Raw genomic sequence first — 18,992 nt, 5'->3', positions numbered from 1 at the left:
CGCGGCAGGGTGCCGCAGCGACAAACAACTGGTCAACGCCCGGAGTATGCACTGCTTTGGAAGTGTTGCAAACAACTTTAACGAGAATTCGCTATCCGGGCGCCTGCATCCGAGGCTTGCCGCCATGCGCGGAACGTGGCACCTGATTGGGCGAGGGAGATGCGCGATGAGACATGCCGAGACGGTGACGTTCGGGGGATCGGGCCTGGATCGGGCGGCGGAGCTGCGCGGCGATGCGGCGACGCTGGACGACTGGATCGCGGCGGGCAAGGCCGAAACGCTGGTGAGCTGGCGCGGCAAGCCGCTGGTCAACGGGCTGGAGCAGGGCGCGCCGGGCGCGGCCCGTCTTGTGCGGTTGGCGATGGATCATCCGGTTCTGATGCAGTCGGTCGCGCCGCCGGTCCTGTTGGGGCGCGACGCGGGGCGGCTGGTGTTCATCCACGACATTTCGGGCTGGGTGCCAGAGGGGCTGGACGATGCTGCGCTGGGGCAGTTTGTGGACCTCAGCGAGCAGCGCCATCCCGACCTGCCCGAGGACTGTGTTTTCGCTGAATTGCGGCGGGTGATGACGTGGCTCGATGTGCGGGATGCCGAGCTGGCGGCGACCGGCAAGGCCATTCTGGGCTGGCATGGGACGCATCGTTTCTGTGCGCGTTGCGGCGCGGAAAGCCGCATGGAGCAATCGGGCTGGACGCGGATCTGCGGCGCCTGCGGCGGGCAGCATTTTCCCCGCACCGATCCGGTGGTGATCATGCTGATCACCCGCGGCAACCGGGTGCTGATGGGGCGCTCGCATGGCTGGCCCGAGGGCATGTATTCGTTGCTGGCGGGGTTCGTGGAGCCGGGCGAGACCATCGAGGCGGCGGTGCGGCGCGAGGTTCTCGAGGAGACCGGCGTCAGGGTCGGAGAGGTCGGATATCTTGCCAGCCAGCCCTGGGCGTTTCCGGCGTCGTTGATGATCGGGTGCCGGGGCGAGGCGCTGAGCGACGAGATCATCATCGACCCGGTCGAGATCGACGACGCCCTATGGTTGAGTCGCGAAGACATCATGCAGGCCTTTGCAGGCGAGCATCCGTTCCTTTCCCCCGCCCGCAAGGGTGCGATCGCGCATTTCCTGCTGCGCAACTGGCTTGCGGATACGCTGGTTTGAGGGAACTATATGCGCCGTATCTCACCAGTTCGCGCCGGGTGTAACCAGCGCCGGAAAGAAGGGTCACCGGAATGAAGATGAGCGCCCAAGAGGATATCGAGGCACCGATCGCGTTCGTTTACGAGCAGGTCACCGATTTCCCGGGATTCGAGCGTCAGGCGCTGCGGCGCGGCGCCGAGGTGGTGAGCGTCAACAGCCCGACCGCGTTGGCGCCCGATCTGGCCTGGGACGTAAGCTTCAAGCTGCGCGGCAAGCTGCGAAAGGTCCAGATCGAGGTGACGCGGCTCGATCCGCCCAACGGGCTGGTCATCGCCTCGCGCGCGCCGTCGATCGGCGGGGAAATGGTGATCGACCTGGTGGCGCTGTCGCGCAACCGCACCCGCATCAATATCGCCATGTCGATGGAGCCGAAAACCCTGTCGGGGCGGTTGATGGTGCAGTCGATGAAGCTGGCGCGAAAGAACCTGACCCGGCGGATGCGCAAGCGCGTGACGGAATATGCCACCGACATGGAAGAGCGGTTCAAGCGGACCGCCTGAGCGGCGTCAGTGGCGCCGGGGATCGGCGGGGTAGACGCCCAGCAGGTTCACCTCGGAGGTGAAGTAATCCAGCTCGTCGAGCGCGCGGCGCACGCCCGGATCGTCAGGATGGCCCTCGATATCGGCATAGAAGCGGGTCGCGGTGAAGGAGCCGTCGACCATGTAGCTTTCGAGCTTGGTCATGTTCACCCCATTGGTGGCGAAGCCACCCATCGCCTTGTAGAGCGCCGCCGGGATGTTGCGCACCTCGAAGACGAAAGAGGTCATCATGCCGTCATCGCCGCGCCGGGTCATGTCGGGTTCGCGCGCCATCACCAGGAATCGGGTGGTGTTGTTGCCCTCGTCCTCGATGTTGCGGGCCAGCACGTCGAGGCCGTAGATCTCGCCGGCGAGTTCGCTGGCGAGGGCGGCGAGGTCGGGTTCCTCGAGTTCGGCGACGTGGCGGGCCGAACCGGCGGTGTCTGCGCCGGTCACGCGGCGGATGTCGTGCTGGCTGAGAAAGTTGCGGCACTGGCCCAGCAGCATGGTGTGGCTCATGGCGCGTTTCACCGATTCAAGGCGGGTGCCGGGCAGCGCCAGAAGGTTGATATGCACCCGCACGAAGGCCTCGGCGATGATGTGCAGCCCGGATTCGGGCAGGAGGTGGTGGATGTCCGCGACTCGCCCGAAGGTGGAATTCTCGACCGGGAGCATGGCCAGTTCTGCACGGCCTTCGCGCACCGCGTCGATGGCATCCTCGAACGTGCGGCAGGGCATTGCTTCCAGGTGAGGATAGGTTTCGTGGCAGGCCTGGTGCGAATAGGCTCCGGGCTCGCCCTGGAAGGCAATGCGTTTGGTCATGGATGGCTTTTCCTGTCAGAATACCCGAAGGTCGGGGCGTTTGGTCGCGCAAACTACACCTTGCGCCGGACAAGGGGAAGCGGATAGATACCGCGCGACAGATACTAACGGGAAACGGGCTCATGTTCGATACGATGACATTCACGAAGGTCGTTGGCGCCCTGTGCGGCACGCTTCTGATCTTTCTGCTGGGCGGTTGGGCGTCCGAGCTGATCTATCACACCGGTGGCGGCCACGGCGAGGACCACCAGGCCGGCTATGTGATCGAGACAGGCGGCGACGAGGGTGACGCGGCTGAGGCCGAGGAAGGCCCCAGCTTTGCCGAACGTTACGCTTCGGCCGATCCCGGCAAGGGCGAACGCGTGTTCAACAAGTGCAAGGCCTGCCACAAGCTCGAGGAAGGTGTGAACAGCACCGGCCCGTATCTTTATGGTGTCGTCGGGCGCACGGTGGATACCGCCGAGGGTTACGGATATTCGGGGGCGCTTGAACAGGTCGTCGAGGTCTGGACGCCCGAGAACCTCTATCACTTCCTTGAGAACCCGCAGGGTTTCGCGCCGGGCACGACGATGAGCTTTGCCGGTCTGGGCAAGTCCGAGGACCGGGTGAACGTGATCGCCTATCTGGACATGAGCGATGGCGACATGACCGAGGTGGCCGCCGCAGAGGGCGCCTCCACGGAGGAAGCCGCTGCCGAGGCACCTGCCGAGGGCGAAGCCACAGCCGAAGCTGCCGCAACCGAGGAAGCACCCGCCGAAGCAGAAGCGGCCCCCGAGGCCAACGCCGAAGCCGCTCCGGAGGCCGAAGCGGCCCCCGCTGAAGCCGAAGCCGCAACCGAGACTGAGGCCGCCGCTGCCGGTGGCGACGGATCGGATTTTGCCGCGATGGTCGCTGCCGCCAATCCCGAGGATGGCGAAGGCGTATGGCGCTTCTGCCGGGCCTGCCACAAGCTGGAAGAGGGCAAGAACGGCGTCGGTCCGCATCTTTACGGCGTCGTTGGTCGCGAGATCGGCAGCGTCGATGGCTTCCGCTATTCCAAGCCGATGCAAGAGCTGGGCGGCACCTGGACGGTGGACGAGCTTAACGCGTGGCTGGAAAATCCGAAGGAATACCTGCCGGGCAACAAGATGGCCTATGGCGGGTTGAAAAAGGAAGAGGATCGCGCCGCGCTCATCGCCTATATTCAGGCCGCATCCGAGTAAGCGCGCAGACAATCGCATGAAAAGGCCGCCTGCCGGGTTCCGGTGGGCGGCCTTACGCATTTGTGAGGGGTGAAAAGCCGCCCCGCACCGCATCGGCGCTTGAACATGGGCGGGCGCGTCCATTAGCCTGCGCAATGCGGCGCATGCGCCGCGCCTCATGATGGCTGACAAGGAGATCGGCATGACCGGACAGCGCAGCCGGGCCAAGGCCCGCGCGATGCCCCTGAGCACCCCGCGCAAGGCGATGCTGGCCCTGATGGGACTGATGATCGCCGCGCTATGCGCCCAGAGCGCATTGGCGCAGGATCAGGACAAGGATCAGGTGATCCGGTCGCATGGCTATTCCTATTACGGCGATCTGACCTATCCGGCGGATTACGAGCATTTCGACTACGTCAATCCCGATGCGCCCAAGGGCGGGGAAATCTCGCTTTACGCGCCGGGGACGTTCGATTCGATGAACCCCTATTCGCGCAAGGGCCGCGCCGGTCGTCTGTCGTGGATGGTCTATGAAAGCCTGCTGGGCGAGATGCCCGCGAGCGGCGGCCCCGCCCCGGCGGATGTCTACGGCGAGATGTATGGCCTGCTGGCGGAGAGCCTGGAATATGACGAGGGCAAGACCTGGGTCATTTTCAACATGCGCCCCGAGGCGCGGTTTGCCGATGGCACGCCGGTGACGGCGCATGACGTGGTGTTTTCGCACAACCTGTTCCTGGAGCAGGGGCTGCCATCCTATGCGCAGGCGGTCAGCCGCCGGATCACCGGGGCCGAGGCGCTGGACGATCACCGGGTCAAGTTCACCTTCGCAGAGGGCATTTCGCGCCGCTCGCTGATCGACCAGGTGGGCAGCACGCCGGTTTTCCCGAAGGCCTGGTATGACGAAAACGAGGCGCGCCTTGACGAGCCGCGCCTGGAGGCGGCACCGGGGTCCGGCCCCTACCAGGTGGCGAGCTATGACGTGAACCGGCGCGTCGTCTATGAGCGCAATCCCGATTACTGGGGCAAGGACCTGCCGATCAACCGGGGGCGGCATAATTTCGACCGCATCCGGATCGAGTATTTCGCCGATGACAGCGCCGCCTTCGAGGCGTTCAAGGCGGGGGAATACACGTTCCGCGCCGAGACCAATTCCAAGACCTGGGCGACGGGTTACCAGTTTCCGGCGGTGGACAAGGGCTGGGTCAGGCTGGAGGAGCTGCCCGACGGCACGCCGCCCACACCCAATGGCATCGTCTTCAACCTGGCGCGCGAGCCGCTGAAGGACAAGCGCGTGCGCGAGGCGGTGGCGCTGGCCTTCAATTTTGAATGGACCAACGAATCGCTGCAATACGGGCTGTTCAAGCAGCGGCATTCCTTTGTGCAGGATACGCCGTTGCAGGCCGAGGGCGTGCCCGAGGGCGCGGAGCTGGAGCTGCTGAAATCGCTGGGGGATGTGGTGCCCGAGGCGATGCTGAGCGAACCGGCGCGGCGCGCGCATGAATCCGACGGCAGCCGGCTCAATGACCGGCGCAACCTGCGGCGCGCGATGAAGCTTCTGGATGAGGCGGGCTGGAGCGTGGGCGACGACGGCATGCGGCGCAATGCGCAAGGCGACCTGCTGAGCCTCGATTTCCCGATCCCGTCATCGGGGTCTGCGACGCTGAGCGCGGTGGTCGAGAGTTTCGTGAGCAACCTCAAGCTGATGGGGATCGACGCGCGCCAGGAAAAGGTGGACCCGTCGCAATACACGCTGCGCAGCCGGGACCGCGATTACGATCTGGTCTTTGACAGCTACACCAGTTTCCTTGGGGCGGGCACGGGGCTGATGCAGCGTTTCGGCAGCCAGGAGGCGGCGTTCAGCCTGTTCAACCCCGCCGGGCTGGCCAGCCCGATGGTGGATGCGATCATCGATGCCGCGCTTGACGCGGAGACCCGCGAAGAGGAGCGCACCGCGCTGACCGCGCTGGACCGGGCGCTGCGCCACGAGTTCTTCATGGTGCCGGTCTGGTACAATGACAGCAACTGGGTGGCCTATTGGGACATGTACGAGCATCCCGACACGCTGCCGCCCTATGCGCTGGGGGTGCTGGATTTCTGGTGGTACAACGAGGACAAGGCCAAGGCGCTCAAGGAGGCGGGCGCGCTGTGACGAGGGCCGGGGCGGTGACCACGCAAAGCACGGAAAGGGGCGTCTGAATGGGCGCCTATATCCTGCGCAGGCTGCTCTTGATCGTGCCCACATTGCTGGGGATCATGGTGATCAACTTCGTGCTGGTGCAGTTCGTGCCGGGCGGGCCGGTCGAGCAGGTGATCGCCAACATGCAGGGCCAGGGCGACGTGTTCGAGAGCTTTTCGGGCGCGGGCAGCGATGCGGGCACCGACATGACCGCCCAGGGCGGCGGTAATTCCGACTATATCGGCGCGCGGGGCCTTCCGCCGGAGCTGATCAAGGATCTCGAGCGCCAGTTCGGGCTGGACAAGCCGCCGCTGGAGCGGTTCCTCAACATGATGTGGAACTACATACGCTTCGATTTCGGAGAGAGCTATTTCCGCAAGGTCGAGGTGACTGACCTGGTGCTGGAGAAGATGCCGGTGAGTATCAGCCTGGGCCTGTGGTCGACGCTGATCGCCTACGTGATCTCGATCCCGCTGGGCATCCGCAAGGCGGTGCTGGATGGCGGGCCGTTCGACACCTGGACCAGCGGGATCATCATCGTGGCCTATGCGATTCCGGCCTTCCTGTTCGCGATCATGCTGCTGGTGCTGTTCGCCGGGGGGAGCTATTGGCAGATTTTCCCCCTACGCGGGCTGACATCCGACAATTGGGAGCAGCTGAGCGTGGCGGGCAAGATCGCGGATTACTTCTGGCATATCGCGCTGCCGGTCGCGGCATCGACGATTTCGGCCTTTGCGACGCTGACGCTGCTGACCAAGAACAGCTTTCTGGACGAGATCAAGAAGCAATATGTGATGACCGCCCGCGCCAAGGGGCTGAGCGAGAAGCGGGTGCTTTACGGGCATGTGTTCCGCAACGCGATGCTGATCGTGATCGCGGGTTTTCCGACGGTGTTCATCGGCGTGTTCTTTGGCGGCTCGGTCCTGATCGAGACGATCTTTTCGCTCGACGGGCTGGGGCGGCTTGGTTTCGAGGCGGCGGTGGGGCGCGATTACCCGGTGATGTTCGGCACGCTGTTCCTGTTCGGGCTGATCGGCCTCGTGGTGAATATCCTGAGCGATCTCATGTATGTGCTGGTCGATCCGCGCATCGATTTCGAGAAGCGGGAGGGCTGAGCGATGCAAGGATGCGCGCGCATGGCCCGCCGGGCAGGCAAGGGGGCGCTGCCCCCGTCGCCGCAGGCGGCGACTCCCCCGGAGTACTTGCGGCAAGATGAAGGCCGGGGGCGGGGATGCTGACATTGTCGCCGCTCAACCAGCGCCGCTGGCGCAATTTCAAGCGCAACCGGCGGGCGTTCTGGTCCTTGCTGATTTTCTCGGTGATCTTCGTGATCACGCTGTTCGCCGAGGTCGTGGCCAACGATAAGCCGATCCTGGTGCAGTATCGCGGCGCCTATCATGTGCCGGTGTTCAAGTTCTATCCCGAGACCGCCTTTGGCGGCGATTTCGAGACCGAGGCGATCTATCGCGATATCGAGGTGCAATGCCTGATCGCGTCGGGGGGCCTGGATATCTGTTTCGACGATCCCGAGGCGGTGATCGAGGATGCCGAGGACGGGATCGTGGAGGGCGAGGCGATCGAGGCGGGATGGATGATCTGGCCGCCGATCCCCTATAGTTACGACACCACGGTCGATCGTCCCGGCGCGGCCCCCCTGCCGCCCAATGCGCAGAACTGGCTGGGCACCGACGATACCAAGCGCGACGTGCTGGCGCGGGTGATCTATGGTTTTCGCCTGTCGGTGATGTTCACGCTGATCGTCACCGCGCTGTCTTCGGTGATCGGGATTTTCGCGGGCGCGCTGCAGGGCTATTTCGGCGGGCGGCTGGACCTGATCTTTCAGCGGATCATCGAGATCTGGGCCTCGACGCCACAGATCTACGTGATCATCATCCTGTTCGCCATCCTGCCGCGCAGTTTCTGGCTCTTGGTGGTGATCACCGTGCTGTTCGGCTGGATGGCGCTGGTGGGGGTGGTGCGGGCCGAGTTCCTGCGCGCGCGTAACCTGGAATATGTGCGCGCGGCGAAGGCGCTGGGGGTGGGGAACCTCACGATCATGTTCCGCCACATGCTGCCCAATGCGATGGTGGCGACGCTGACCATGCTGCCCTTTGTCATCACCGGCACGATTTCACTGCTGGCGGGGCTGGATTTCCTGGGCTTCGGGCTGCCGTCGAGCGCGCCGAGCCTTGGCGAGCTGACATTGCAGGCCAAGCAGAACCTGCAGGCGCCCTGGCTGGCCTTCACCGCATTCTTCGCCTTTGCCATCATGCTGTCGCTGCTGGTCTTCATCTTTGAAGGCGTGCGCGACGCGTTCGATCCCAGAAAGACCTTTCAATGAGCAAGCTGACGGTCAGGGATCTGAAGGTGGGTTTTCGCCAGGACGGGCAGATCCTGCAGGCGGTGCATGGCGTCTCGTTCACTGTGGAGCAGGGCGAGACCGTGGCCCTGGTCGGTGAGAGCGGCTCGGGCAAATCGGTGACGGCGCTGAGCACCGTGTCGCTGCTGGGCGGGTCGGCCGAGGTGGAGGGCAGTGTCACCTTTGACGGCCAGGAGCTGATCGGCGCGCCCGCCAAGCGCCTGCGACAGGTCCGGGGCAACGATATCAGCTTTATCTTTCAGGAGCCGATGACGAGCCTCAACCCGCTGCATACGCTGGAGAAACAGATCACCGAGAGCCTGGCACTGCACCAGGGGCTGAGCGGCGAGGCGGCGCGCGAGCGGATCGTCGCGCTGCTGGAGCGGGTCGGCATCCGCGACGCGGCCAGCCGGCTGACCGCCTATCCCCACCAATTGAGCGGCGGGCAGCGCCAGCGGGTGATGATCGCGATGGCGCTGGCCAACAAGCCTGGCATCCTGATCGCGGATGAGCCGACGACGGCGCTGGATGTCACCATCCAGGCGCAGATCCTGGAGCTGCTTGCGGAACTCAAGCGCGAGGAGGGGATGGGCCTGTTGTTCATCACCCACGACCTCAACGTGGTGAGCCGTATCGCCGACCGGGTCTGCGTGATGAAGGACGGGCGCATCGTGGAAAGCGGCCCGACCCGCGAGATTTTCGACAATCCGCGCCATGACTATACCCGCAAGCTGTTGGCGGCGCGTCCCTCGGGGGTGCCCGATCCGGTGCCGGAGGGTGCGAAACCCGTGGTCAGCACCAATGATCTGCGGGTGTGGTTCCCGATTGAAAAGGGGTTCCTGCGCAAGACCGTGGGCCATGTGAAGGCGGTGAACGCGGCGAGCATCGAAGTGCGCGCGGGAGAGACCCTGGGGATCGTGGGCGAAAGCGGGTCCGGCAAGACCACGCTGGCGCTGGCGATCATGCGGCTGATCCAGTCCCAAGGGGGAATCACCTTTGACGGCGAGGATGTGAACGGCTGGTCGACGCGGCGCTTGCGCAAGCGGCGGCGCGACATGCAGATCGTGTTTCAGGACCCCTATGGCAGCCTTTCGCCGCGCATGACCTGTGAACAGATCATCGCCGAGGGTCTGGGCGTGCATGGCAACCCGGAGGGGCGCAAGCCGCGCGACCTTGTGGCCGAGGTGATGGACGAGGTCGATCTGGATCCGGTGATGATGGATCGTTACCCGCATGAGTTCTCGGGCGGGCAGCGCCAGCGGATCGCCATTGCGCGGGCCATGATCCTGCGCCCGAAGATGGTGGTGCTGGACGAACCGACATCGGCGCTCGACATGACGGTGCAGGTGCAGATCGTGGATCTGCTGCGGCGTCTTCAGGTGAAATACGGGCTGGCCTATCTGTTCATCAGCCATGACCTGGCGGTGGTGCGCGCCATGAGCCATCGGGTCGCGGTGATGAAGCAGGGCGATATCGTCGAATACGGCAGCGCGCGCGATCTGTTCGAGGCGCCGCAGACCGAATATGCAAGGACCCTGTTGCAGGCGGCGCTGGACGTGGGCGCCTGAGCGGCGCGCGCCGGGCGAAGAGCCTTACATCAGAGGCCGGGCAGGTCGACAAGCAATGCGGCGTGATCGCTGGCATGAGGGCGGTGTTGCCCGGTGCCGGAGAGATGGATCGGTGCGCGCGTGGCCTCGCGGCCAAGGCCCTGGCGGTGGATCTCGGGGCGTACCGCAGGACAGGCCCGCGCCAGCGCGGGGCTGGCGAGCATCGCGTCGGGGCGGCCATAGCTGTTTGACCAGGGGTCGTGGCGGGTCCAGCGCTCGGCGGGTGCGAGGCGTTCAAGCAGATCGACGGAAAAGGGTGGCCGGATCGGCGCGGTGGCGGGGGGACCGGCGGCCTGCCAGGGATCGTTGAGATCGCCCAGGATCAGCCACATGGCGCTGTCGGGATCGGCGAAGCGGCGCGCGATCAGGCGGCGGGTGGCCTCGGCTTCGAGGGCGCGGATGCGAAAGGCGGTGTCCGGGTCCGGATAGGGGGCTTTGAAATGCACGGCGAAGAGCGTGAGGCCGGGCAGTTCGACGCGCAGGCAGTCCCGGCGGAAGATGGGCAGGTCGGCGGCGGTGCCTTCGGGCGCGTGCAGGCCAAGATCGGCCGGGCGCAGCGCGGCATTGCTGACCACCTCGAGCGGCGCGCGGCGCGCCAGCAGCGCAAGGTCATAGCCGCTTCCGTCATTGCCGGGCAGGCAGCTGCGATGCCGATAGGCGGGCAGGCCAAGGGGCAAGAGCAGCTTGTCGTGGAAATGATCGAGCGTGGCCTGGTCGAACACTTCCTGCAGGACCACGAGATCGGCGTCGAGATCGCGGATGACCTGTGCGCTCAGCGCCCGGTCGCGGCGCGCGAGCGCGGGGCCGCCGGTTTCGGGCGTGTCGCCGTCGCGCGCGCCGCTCAGGCGCCCGTCGCGCAGGCGCAGGCGTTGCAGGTTGAAACTGGCGATGCGCATCGCCGCCCCTTTCAGATGGCCGAGCTGTGGCCTGCCTTGCTGAGCGCGTAGGCGTCGATGCTGCGCGCGATCATCCGGGTCAGGGGGCGCGCCTCGTGGGGGACGCGAAGCCCCTGGTCATCGAGTTGCAGAAGCCCGCCGAACTGCGCCGCGCTGGCCTGAAGTATCCGGTGAACCTGTTGTGCGGAAATGTCGAGTCGCCGGCAAAGGTCGGGCGTATCGATTCGGAATTCGCACATCAGCTGTTCGATCATCCGGCCCCGCAGGCGATCCTCGGATGAGAACACATGCCCGCGCGAGGTGGAGAAGCGCCCGTCGCGTATCGCGGCGGTATGGGCGCCGGTGCCGGGATCGTTCTGCGCATAACCCTGAGGGAAGCGCGAGATAGACGAGGCGCCAAGGCCGATCAGCACGTCGGCGGTATCGTCGGTGTAGCCCTGGAAATTGCGCCGCAGCCGACCGGTCTTGAGGGCGATGTTGAGCCCGTCATCCTTGGTGGCGAAATGGTCGATGCCGATTTCGGCGTAGTTGTCCCATAAGAACAGCCGGCGCGCGGTGTCGAACAGCTCGAGCCGTTCTTCGGGGGTGGGCAGGGCGTCGGAGGGCAGCATCTGCTGGCGCTTGGCCATCCAAGGCACATGGGCATAGCCATAAAGCGCGACGCGGTCGGGATTGAGCGAGAGGAGCTTCTGCACGCTTTCGGTGATGCGCGCCTTGCTTTGGTGGGGCAGGCCGTAAAGGATGTCGGCATTGAGGCTTGCAACGCCACGGGCGCGGATTTCATCCACGGCCCAGCGGGTTACCTCGTAACCCTGCAGGCGGCCGATGGACCGCTGGATATCCTCGTTGAAATCCTGGACGCCGACCGACGCGCGGTTCATGCCCGCCGATGCGAGCGCATCGAGGCGGGGTGCGTCGATCTCGTTGGGGTCGATCTCGACGGAGAATTCGGTGCGGTCGGTGAAGGGCACGACCTGCTTGATGGCCTGCGCGAGGTCTTCGATCATATCCGGTTGCAACAGCGTCGGCGTGCCGCCGCCCCAGTGCAGGCGCGACAGGCGCACGCCTTCGGGCAGGTTGCGCGCGAGCAGGTCGAGCTCGGATTTGAGGGTGTCGACATAGGCGGCGACGGGGCGATCGCTTTGGGTGCCCTGCGTGCGGCAGGCGCAGAACCAGCAGAGCCGCCGGCAGAAGGGCACATGGACATAAAGAGAGATTTCAGCGCCCCGAGGCACAAGGGATATCCAGCGCGCGAACAGCGACGAATCGACGCCGCCGCCGAAATGCGGCGCGGTCGGATAACTGGTATAGCGCGGAACCCTCGCGTCAAAGAGACCCAGCTTAGCGAGTTGTGCTTTCATAGCCATGATCCAAGCGATATGGTAGCGCGGACAACGCAACCTTGATTCAGATCAACATCGCTACGGACGCAATAATGCTCGACCCTGAGACACAGGCCATCCCCCGCGAATGCGGCGACTGCCCGATCCGGCATCGCGCCGTATGCGCGCGCTGTGAGGCTGACGAGTTGGAACTGCTTGACCAGATCAAGTATTACCGCAGTTTCGAGGCGGGTCAGACCGTGGTCTGGGCAGGCGACAAGATGGATTTCGTGGGCTCGGTCGTGTCGGGCATCGCGACGCTGACGCAGACGATGGAAGACGGGCGCACGCAGATGGTGGGCCTGTTGCTGCCCAGCGATTTCGTGGGCCGTCCGGGGCGTCAGACCGCCGCCTATGACGTGGTGGCGACCAGCGACATGGTGATGTGCTGTTTCAGAAAGCAGCCTTTCGAGGACATGATGAGCCGCACGCCCCACATCGCGCAGCGGCTGCTGGAAATGACGCTGGACGAGCTGGATGCCGCGCGTGAATGGATGCTGGTGCTGGGCCGCAAGACGGCGCGCGAGAAGATCGCGAGCCTGCTGTCGATCATCGCCCGGCGCGACGCGGCGCTGAACGTGGCGGGGCGGCGTGGGCCGATGGTATTCATCCTGCCGCTGACGCGGGAGGCGATGGCCGATTACCTGGGCCTGACGCTGGAAACGGTCAGCCGCCAGATTTCGGCGCTCAAGCGTGACGGGGTGATCGTGCTGGAGGGCAAGCGCCATGTGACGGTGCCCGATTTCAACCGCCTCTTGGACGAGGCGGGCGATGACAGCGACGGAGGGATGCTGGCCTGATCCGGCGAAACCCGGAGACGACAACCGGCTGAACGACCAAGGGCCCCGCTTGCGCGAGGCCCTTTTCATTGACGCAGCATGGTCCCTGCCGGTCCCCACCTTGAACAAGGCCGGACAGGGACGCCGCGTGCGGTCAGTGAGCCATGAAGACCGGCAGCCCGGCCTGTTCCAGCATGTAGCGCGTCGCGCCGCCGAACACCGCCTCGCGAAAGCGCGAATGCCCGTAGGCACCCATCACGATCATGTCGGCATCCATGTCCGAAGCGTGGCGCATCAGCACATCCGAGACGCGCGGCATGGTCTTGGAGAGCACGTCGATTTCCACCTGCACGCCGTGGCGCGCCAAGAATTGCGAGACCTGGCCGCCGGGATCCGAGCGGTTGGGGCCGTGCTGGGGCGGGTCGATGACCACCACATGCACACTGTCGGCCGAAGCCAGAAGCGGCATGGCCGCGCGCACGGCGCTCAGGGCCTCGGCGCTTTCGTTCCAGCCGATCATCACCCGTTTCGGCATCGGCGCGGGCGCCGCGCCCGCGGGCACGATCAGCGCCGGGACATGGCCTTCGAACAGGGCCGATTCGGTCACTGGTTCGAGTTCGGCGCCGCGCCCCTCGCCATAGGGCTGGGCGAGAATCGCCATGTCGGAGAATCGCGCACGCGCCGCAATGTGGCGCCCCATGTCGGCCAACTGAGCGACGCCGCCTTCGCTGGCCCAGCGGATACCCGAACCTTCGAGCAGCTTGTTCACGCGCGCTTCGATCGCTTCGGATTCTTCGTGGGCGCGGGTGATCGTCTCTTGCAGGACGACGGCGCTGGCGCCGGCATAGTAATAACCGGTCTGGCTGCGGTCGACGCCAAGGCAGAGCACGTCGAGATGAGCGTCATGCGCCTTGGCCATCGCGAGCGCATGCGCGATGACATCCTCGACAAGATCTTCGTCCGTAACGGCGGAAAACAGGCAATTGTAGGACATGTCGCATTTCCTTTTCAAATGTCTTCGCATCATAACCTACGCGTAACCGGCAGGGCGATGCCTTGATGCGCATCAAAAAAACGATGCCGGAGTTTTGATACAGATCAAGGCGGTTCATCGCACCTGTGACCATTAACAAAATGTCTAGACGCGCCCTGCGAATCTTGTGACGTTTTTTGCTATGGGTGCTGTAATGGAGACGAAGGGACGCAACATGACGAACTATCTAAAGTTGATCGTGCTGGGGGTGATCACGCTGCTTGCGTTGATTGCTGCCAACTATGCGCGCGATCTGGCCTATCTGGTCAATGCGCTGACCGTGGCGCTTGCCGCGGCAGGCCTGTTTATCTGGACATTGCGGAAGACCGGTGAGCCGGTACCCGCTGTGGACCTGTCCGGCCAATACATGGACGGGGTTGTACGCGCCGGGGTGGTCGCCACGGCGCTTTGGGGGGTCGTGGGCTTCCTTGTCGGCACGTTCATCGCCTTTCAGTTGGCCTTTCCGACGCTCAACTTCGAGTGGGCGCAGGGCTATCTGAACTTCGGGCGGCTGCGTCCTCTTCACACCAGCGCGGTGATCTTCGCGTTCGGCGGCAACGCCCTGATCGCAACATCCTTCTACGTGGTGCAGCGGACATCGGCGGCGCGGCTCTGGGGCGGCAACCTCGCATGGTTCGTCTTCTGGGGTTATCAGATGGTCATCGTCCTGGCGGCGACCGGCTATCTGCTGGGTGCGACCCAGTCCAAGGAATACGCCGAGCCCGAGTGGTATGTCGACTGGTGGCTGACCATCGTCTGGGTGGCCTACCTGGCCGTGTTCCTGGGCACCATCGTCAGGCGCAAGGAGCGCCACATCTACGTGGCCAACTGGTTCTACCTGAGCTTCATCCTGACCATCGCGATGCTGCATATCGTGAACAACCTCAGCATTCCTGTCTCGATCTTCGGTTCGAAATCGGTGCAGGTGTTCAGCGGTGTGCAGGATGCCATGACCCAGTGGTGGTATGGCCATAACGCCGTGGGCTTCTTCCTGACCGCAGGCTTCCTGGGGATGATGTACTATTTCGTGCCCAAGCAGGCCGAACGCCCGATCTACAGCTACAAGCTGTCGATCGTTCACTTCTGGGCGCTGATCTTCATCTATATCTGGGCCGGTCCGCACCACCTGCACTACACGGCGCTGCCCGACTGGGCCTCGACGCTGGGCATGGTGTTCTCGATCGTTCTCTGGATGCCCTCCTGGGGCGGGATGATCAACGGCCTGATGACCCTGTCGGGGGCATGGGACAAGCTGCGCACCGATCCGATCATCCGGATGATGGTGATTTCCGTGGGTTTCTACGGGATGTCCACCTTCGAGGGTCCGATGATGTCGATCCGCGCGGTGAACTCGCTGTCGCACTATACCGACTGGACCATCGGTCACGTCCACTCCGGCGCACTTGGCTGGAACGGCATGATCACTTTCGGGGCGCTCTACTTCCTGGTGCCGCGTCTGTGGAACCGTGAGCGGCTCTACTCGCTCTCGCTGGTCAGCTGGCACTTCTGGCTCGCGACCATCGGCATCATCCTCTACGCCGCATCCATGTGGGTGACCGGCATCATGGAGGGCCTGATGTGGCGCGAAGTGGATGCGAACGGCTTCCTCGTGAACGCCTTTGCCGACACCGTGGCCGCCAAATTCCCGATGTATGTCGTGCGGGGTCTTGGTGGGGTGCTCTTCATCACCGGCGCAATCATCATGTGCTACAACCTGTTCATGACCGTCAAACGGAGCCCGGCTGTCGAAGCCACCAACTCCGTTGTCCCGGCCGAATAAGAAAGGGACTGACCCAATGGCAATTCTTGAAAAACACAAGATCCTCGAGAAGAACATCACGCTTCTGTCGATCTTTGCCTTCCTGGTGGTCACGATTGGCGGCATTGTGCAGATCGCACCGCTGTTCTGGCTGGAAAACACCATCGAGGATGTAGAGGGCATGCGCCCCTACACCCCGCTGGAGCTGACCGGTCGCGACATCTATGTGCGTGAAGGCTGCTATGTCTGCCACAGCCAGATGATCCGCCCCATGCGCGACGAGGTCGAACGTTACGGCCACTACAGCCTCGCGGCGGAATCGCAGTATGACCACCCGTTCCAGTGGGGCTCCAAGCGGACAGGGCCTGACCTTGCCCGCGTCGGTGGGCGCTACTCGGACGAGTGGCATGTGGACCACATGCGCAATCCGCAATCCGTGGTGCCGGAATCGGTCATGCCGAAATACGGTTTCCTGGAAAACCGGATGATCGAGCCGACCCATATCGAGGATCTTCTCAAGACCCACCGTCTGATCGGTGTGCCTTACTCCGAGGAGATGATCGAGAACGCGGCGGCCGATTTCGAGGCGCAGATCGATCCGTTCGGCGACTATGACGGGCTGATCGAGCGTTACGGCGACAAGGTGAACGTGCGCAACTTCGACGGGCAGCCGGGAATCTCGGAAGCCGACGCGCTCATCGCCTATCTGCAGATGCTGGGCACGCTGGTCGACTTCTCGACATTCACGCCAGTGGCGAGCCGGTAAGGGAGGGCATGATGGAAACCTACACCTTTCTTCGCGCTTTTGCCGACAGCTGGATGCTGCTGTTCCTGTTCACGTTCTTCGTCGGCATGGTGATCTGGGTCTTCCGACCCGGATCCACCAAGACCTACGAAGATCCGTCCGGGATCCCCTTCCGGCATGAAGACAAACCCGCTCAGCGCGGCGTAGCCGACGCCAAGGAGGCGTGACTGACATGGCAAAACAACCCAACAAGAAGACAAAGGTCGAAACGACCGGCCACGAATGGGACGGGATCCAGGAGTATAACAACCCCCTTCCGGCGTGGTGGCTGTGGATCTTTTACGCCTGTATCATCTGGGGCATCTGGTACACGATCGCCTATCCGGCGTGGCCGATGGTTCAGGGTGCGACCAAGGGCTACCTGGGCTGGTCCACACGGGCCAATGTGGCAGAAGAGATCGCCACAGCCGAGGCCGCCAATGCCGAGATCAACGCCCGGCTGGCTTCGGCAGACCTGAATGCGATCGCGAGCGATCCCGAACTGGCCGGTTATGCCCGTTCGGCCGGCGCGGCCGTGTTCAAGACCTGGTGTGCCCAGTGTCACGGCTCGGGCGCGGCTGGCGCCAAAGGGTATCCGAACCTTCAGGATGACGCATGGCTCTGGGGCGGCACGATGGAAGATATCCATTACACCGTCAGCCACGGCATCCGGAACGAGGATGACCCGGATGCGCGTTACTCCGAGATGCCCGCCTTCGGCGAGATTCTGGAAGAGCCGCAGATCGAGCAGGTCGTGAACTATGTCATGTCGCTGTCGCCCACCTATGATCCGCAGGACGCTTCGCTGGTTGCAGCTGGCGAGGAGGTCTTCACGGACAACTGCGCGGTCTGTCATGGCGATGACGGCACGGGCGACATCTATCAGGGCGCGCCCAACCTGACCGACGCCATCTGGCTCTATGGCGGTGATTACGACACGGTCAAGGAGACGGTGATCAACTCGCGCTTCGGTGTGATGCCCCCGATGGGCGGCGCACAGCTGACCGAAGCCAAGATCCGCGCCGTGGCGACCTATGTCCACCAGCTCGGGGGCGGCGAATGATCGCCCGACCGGCATAAAGAACACCCGCGGGCGGCGTGCCGTCCGCGGGCTAGGCACTGGCTCTTCCGTCCTGTTCGCGCGTTTCCTGGGAGGGCCGGTGCCAACTATCTAAAGCGGGACGCCCCCGCATGTCTACCGCGCAACACACCCCTTCCCCCGAGTTCACCGGCTTGCACGAGGCGCAAGCGCAGCGGCCCCGCCGCTGCTTCTTGACGTTACGCGGCCATGTTGCGGGCCAGGGTTCAGTCGCGCCTGCGGGCTTCGCGATGGGCCTCGAACTCGGCGCGGGCGCGGTTGTCGAACCGTTCACCCTGTGGCCAGTGGCTGGGCGTGTCGGGGCGCGGCGCAAGGTTGTTGCGGGTTGCAGTCATGAAAGATTTTGCGAATACGCTGAACATGGTGGCCTCCTGTGATGGGCGTTTTGTGCTGTGAATATGCGCTTTAGGCTGCCATTATGCGACTCAGGAATGTTTGAAACCTGTAAGCTTGGATTACACGATGGATTGGCTTTCAATGCCCCCGCTGACTGCGCTGCGGGCCTTCGCGGCCCTGGCCGAGACCGGCTCGGCCAGCGCGGCGGGTGCGGCGCTCAATGTCAGTCACGCGGCGATCAGCCAGCAGGTCAAGGCGCTCGAGGTGCATATGGGCGTGTCGCTGGTGGATCGCTCGGGCCGGGCGCTGCGGCTGACGGATGCCGGGCGCAATCTTGCCGATTCCCTCAAGGCGGGGTTCGGCAGCATTGCGCGCACCATCGACGCGCTGACCGGCGCGGATGCCGACCGGCCGCTTCAGATATCGACGACGCCGGGCTTTGCCGCGCAATGGCTGATGCCCCGGCTGCTGGATTTCCGCAACCGGCACCCGGATGTGGACGTGATGATCAACCCAACCCCCGACCGCGTGCCGCTGGAGCCGGGAGGCATCGATATCGCGATCCGCCACGGGCTGGGCGACTGGCCGGGAGTCGAGGTCGAATGCCTGTTCCTGTCGCCGCTCGTGGTGGTGGCTGCGCCGAGCCTGGTGGCCGGGCGCGAGATCACCACGCCCGCCGACCTGTTGGACCTGCCATGGGTGCAGGAATACGGCACATCGGAATCGACCGACTGGCTGAGCCGGAAGGGGCTGGCTTCGGTGCGGATCGGAGGGCTGACGCAGGTGCCGGGGAACCTCCTGCTTGAAGGGGTGCGCCAGGGGCAGGGGGTCTCGCTGACGGTGCGCCAGTGGGTCGCGGACGATATCGCCGCCGGACGGCTGTGCCTGTTGTTCGAGGAACCCGAGGATACCGCCTATCACATTGTCACGGCACCTGGCCCGCTGCGCCCTAAAGCCAAGGCGTTCGTCGGGTGGTTGCGGCGCCAAGCCGCGGATATGGCGCTTGTAAATTGATCACTTTAAGAGTCAGAATTTGATGCAAATCAAGGCTCTTTCCTGCCTCGCCTGAAAC

The 18,992-nt window shown here is 64.2% G+C and carries 18 protein-coding genes; 13 read left to right on the top strand and 5 right to left on the bottom strand.

Annotation, left to right across the window (positions count from 1 at the left end; translation table 11 throughout):
- The first annotated feature begins 166 nt into the window (after window positions 1–166).
- Window positions 167–1,150 (top strand): NAD(+) diphosphatase, encoded by a 984-nt coding sequence (gene nudC, locus ROH8110_RS15990; protein WP_085818753.1) that lies wholly within the window; start codon window positions 167–169, stop codon window positions 1,148–1,150.
- Between the two features lie 71 nt (window positions 1,151–1,221).
- Window positions 1,222–1,689: an SRPBCC family protein gene (locus ROH8110_RS15985; RefSeq protein ID WP_085818752.1), complete on the top strand. Its 468-nt coding sequence runs from the start codon at window positions 1,222–1,224 to the stop codon at window positions 1,687–1,689.
- Window positions 1,690–1,695: 6 nt separating this feature from the next.
- On the opposite strand, the gene ROH8110_RS15980 is transcribed toward ROH8110_RS15985, so the two are convergent.
- On the bottom strand, window positions 1,696–2,529 hold the full coding sequence (locus ROH8110_RS15980) for a prephenate dehydratase (RefSeq protein WP_085818751.1): 834 nt from the start codon (window positions 2,527–2,529) through the stop codon (window positions 1,696–1,698).
- Window positions 2,530–2,651: 122 nt separating this feature from the next.
- On the opposite strand from ROH8110_RS15980, the gene ROH8110_RS15975 reads away from it, so the two are divergent.
- From ROH8110_RS15975 to ROH8110_RS15955, 5 genes are all read left to right on the top strand, one after another.
- Window positions 2,652–3,731: a c-type cytochrome gene (locus ROH8110_RS15975; protein WP_085818750.1), complete on the top strand. Its 1,080-nt coding sequence runs from the start codon at window positions 2,652–2,654 to the stop codon at window positions 3,729–3,731.
- A gap of 181 nt (window positions 3,732–3,912) precedes the next feature.
- The gene (locus tag ROH8110_RS15970) at window positions 3,913–5,859 is read left to right on the top strand and encodes an extracellular solute-binding protein (RefSeq protein WP_176236626.1); all 1,947 of its coding nucleotides are present in this window, start codon (window positions 3,913–3,915) and stop codon (window positions 5,857–5,859) included.
- A gap of 47 nt (window positions 5,860–5,906) precedes the next feature.
- Entirely contained in the window at window positions 5,907–7,001 is a 1,095-nt protein-coding gene (locus ROH8110_RS15965; RefSeq protein ID WP_085818749.1) for a microcin C ABC transporter permease YejB, read from the top strand.
- Between the two features lie 116 nt (window positions 7,002–7,117).
- Window positions 7,118–8,227: an ABC transporter permease gene (locus ROH8110_RS15960; RefSeq protein WP_085818748.1), complete on the top strand. Its 1,110-nt coding sequence runs from the start codon at window positions 7,118–7,120 to the stop codon at window positions 8,225–8,227.
- Window positions 8,224–9,813, top strand: a complete 1,590-nt coding sequence (locus tag ROH8110_RS15955) for an ABC transporter ATP-binding protein (protein WP_085818747.1) — start codon at window positions 8,224–8,226, stop codon at window positions 9,811–9,813. The genes ROH8110_RS15960 and ROH8110_RS15955 overlap by 4 nt, the downstream gene beginning before the upstream one ends.
- Before the next feature lie 29 nt (window positions 9,814–9,842).
- Here ROH8110_RS15955 and ROH8110_RS15950 read toward each other — a convergent pair whose 3' ends face one another.
- Entirely contained in the window at window positions 9,843–10,748 is a 906-nt protein-coding gene (locus ROH8110_RS15950) for an endonuclease/exonuclease/phosphatase family protein (protein WP_085818746.1), read from the bottom strand.
- An 11-nt stretch (window positions 10,749–10,759) separates the two neighbouring features.
- Entirely contained in the window at window positions 10,760–12,115 is a 1,356-nt protein-coding gene (gene hemN, locus ROH8110_RS15945) for an oxygen-independent coproporphyrinogen III oxidase (protein ID WP_085818745.1), read from the bottom strand.
- Window positions 12,116–12,183: 68 nt separating this feature from the next.
- Here hemN and fnrL point away from each other — a divergent pair, with 68 nt between their 5' ends.
- Entirely contained in the window at window positions 12,184–12,930 is a 747-nt protein-coding gene (fnrL, locus tag ROH8110_RS15940) for a transcriptional regulator FnrL (protein ID WP_085818744.1), read from the top strand.
- A 133-nt stretch (window positions 12,931–13,063) separates the two neighbouring features.
- Here fnrL and ROH8110_RS15935 read toward each other — a convergent pair whose 3' ends face one another.
- The gene (locus tag ROH8110_RS15935; RefSeq protein WP_085818743.1) at window positions 13,064–13,903 is read right to left on the bottom strand and encodes a universal stress protein; all 840 of its coding nucleotides are present in this window, start codon (window positions 13,901–13,903) and stop codon (window positions 13,064–13,066) included.
- Between the two features lie 214 nt (window positions 13,904–14,117).
- Between ROH8110_RS15935 and ccoN the strand changes: the two genes are divergently transcribed.
- Genes ccoN through ccoP form a run of 4 tightly spaced genes read left to right on the top strand, consistent with a single transcriptional unit; the run spans window position 14,118 to window position 17,548 of the window.
- Entirely contained in the window at window positions 14,118–15,722 is a 1,605-nt protein-coding gene (gene ccoN / locus ROH8110_RS15930; protein WP_085819054.1) for a cytochrome-c oxidase, cbb3-type subunit I, read from the top strand.
- A 16-nt stretch (window positions 15,723–15,738) separates the two neighbouring features.
- Window positions 15,739–16,467 carry a cytochrome-c oxidase, cbb3-type subunit II gene (gene ccoO, locus ROH8110_RS15925; protein WP_085818742.1) on the top strand — a complete coding sequence of 243 codons (729 nt, stop codon included), beginning with the start codon at window positions 15,739–15,741 and terminating at the stop codon, window positions 16,465–16,467.
- A gap of 11 nt (window positions 16,468–16,478) precedes the next feature.
- The gene (locus tag ROH8110_RS15920) at window positions 16,479–16,673 is read left to right on the top strand and encodes a cbb3-type cytochrome c oxidase subunit 3 (RefSeq protein ID WP_085819053.1); all 195 of its coding nucleotides are present in this window, start codon (window positions 16,479–16,481) and stop codon (window positions 16,671–16,673) included.
- 5 nt (window positions 16,674–16,678) lie between these two features.
- Complete coding sequence (gene ccoP, locus ROH8110_RS15915; RefSeq protein ID WP_085818741.1) at window positions 16,679–17,548, top strand: cytochrome-c oxidase, cbb3-type subunit III; 870 nt, start codon at window positions 16,679–16,681, stop codon at window positions 17,546–17,548.
- Between the two features lie 242 nt (window positions 17,549–17,790).
- Here ccoP and ROH8110_RS18840 read toward each other — a convergent pair whose 3' ends face one another.
- Entirely contained in the window at window positions 17,791–17,946 is a 156-nt protein-coding gene (locus ROH8110_RS18840) for a hypothetical protein (protein WP_217808220.1), read from the bottom strand.
- Window positions 17,947–18,046: 100 nt separating this feature from the next.
- On the opposite strand from ROH8110_RS18840, the gene ROH8110_RS15910 reads away from it, so the two are divergent.
- Window positions 18,047–18,934: a LysR family transcriptional regulator gene (locus ROH8110_RS15910; protein WP_085818740.1), complete on the top strand. Its 888-nt coding sequence runs from the start codon at window positions 18,047–18,049 to the stop codon at window positions 18,932–18,934.
- The last annotated feature ends 58 nt before the right edge of the window (window positions 18,935–18,992 follow it).

This window comes from Roseovarius halotolerans (assembly GCF_900172255.1).
Lineage (GTDB): Bacteria > Pseudomonadota > Alphaproteobacteria > Rhodobacterales > Rhodobacteraceae > Roseovarius > Roseovarius halotolerans.
This window is presented reverse-complemented; position numbering and strand designations above follow the sequence as displayed.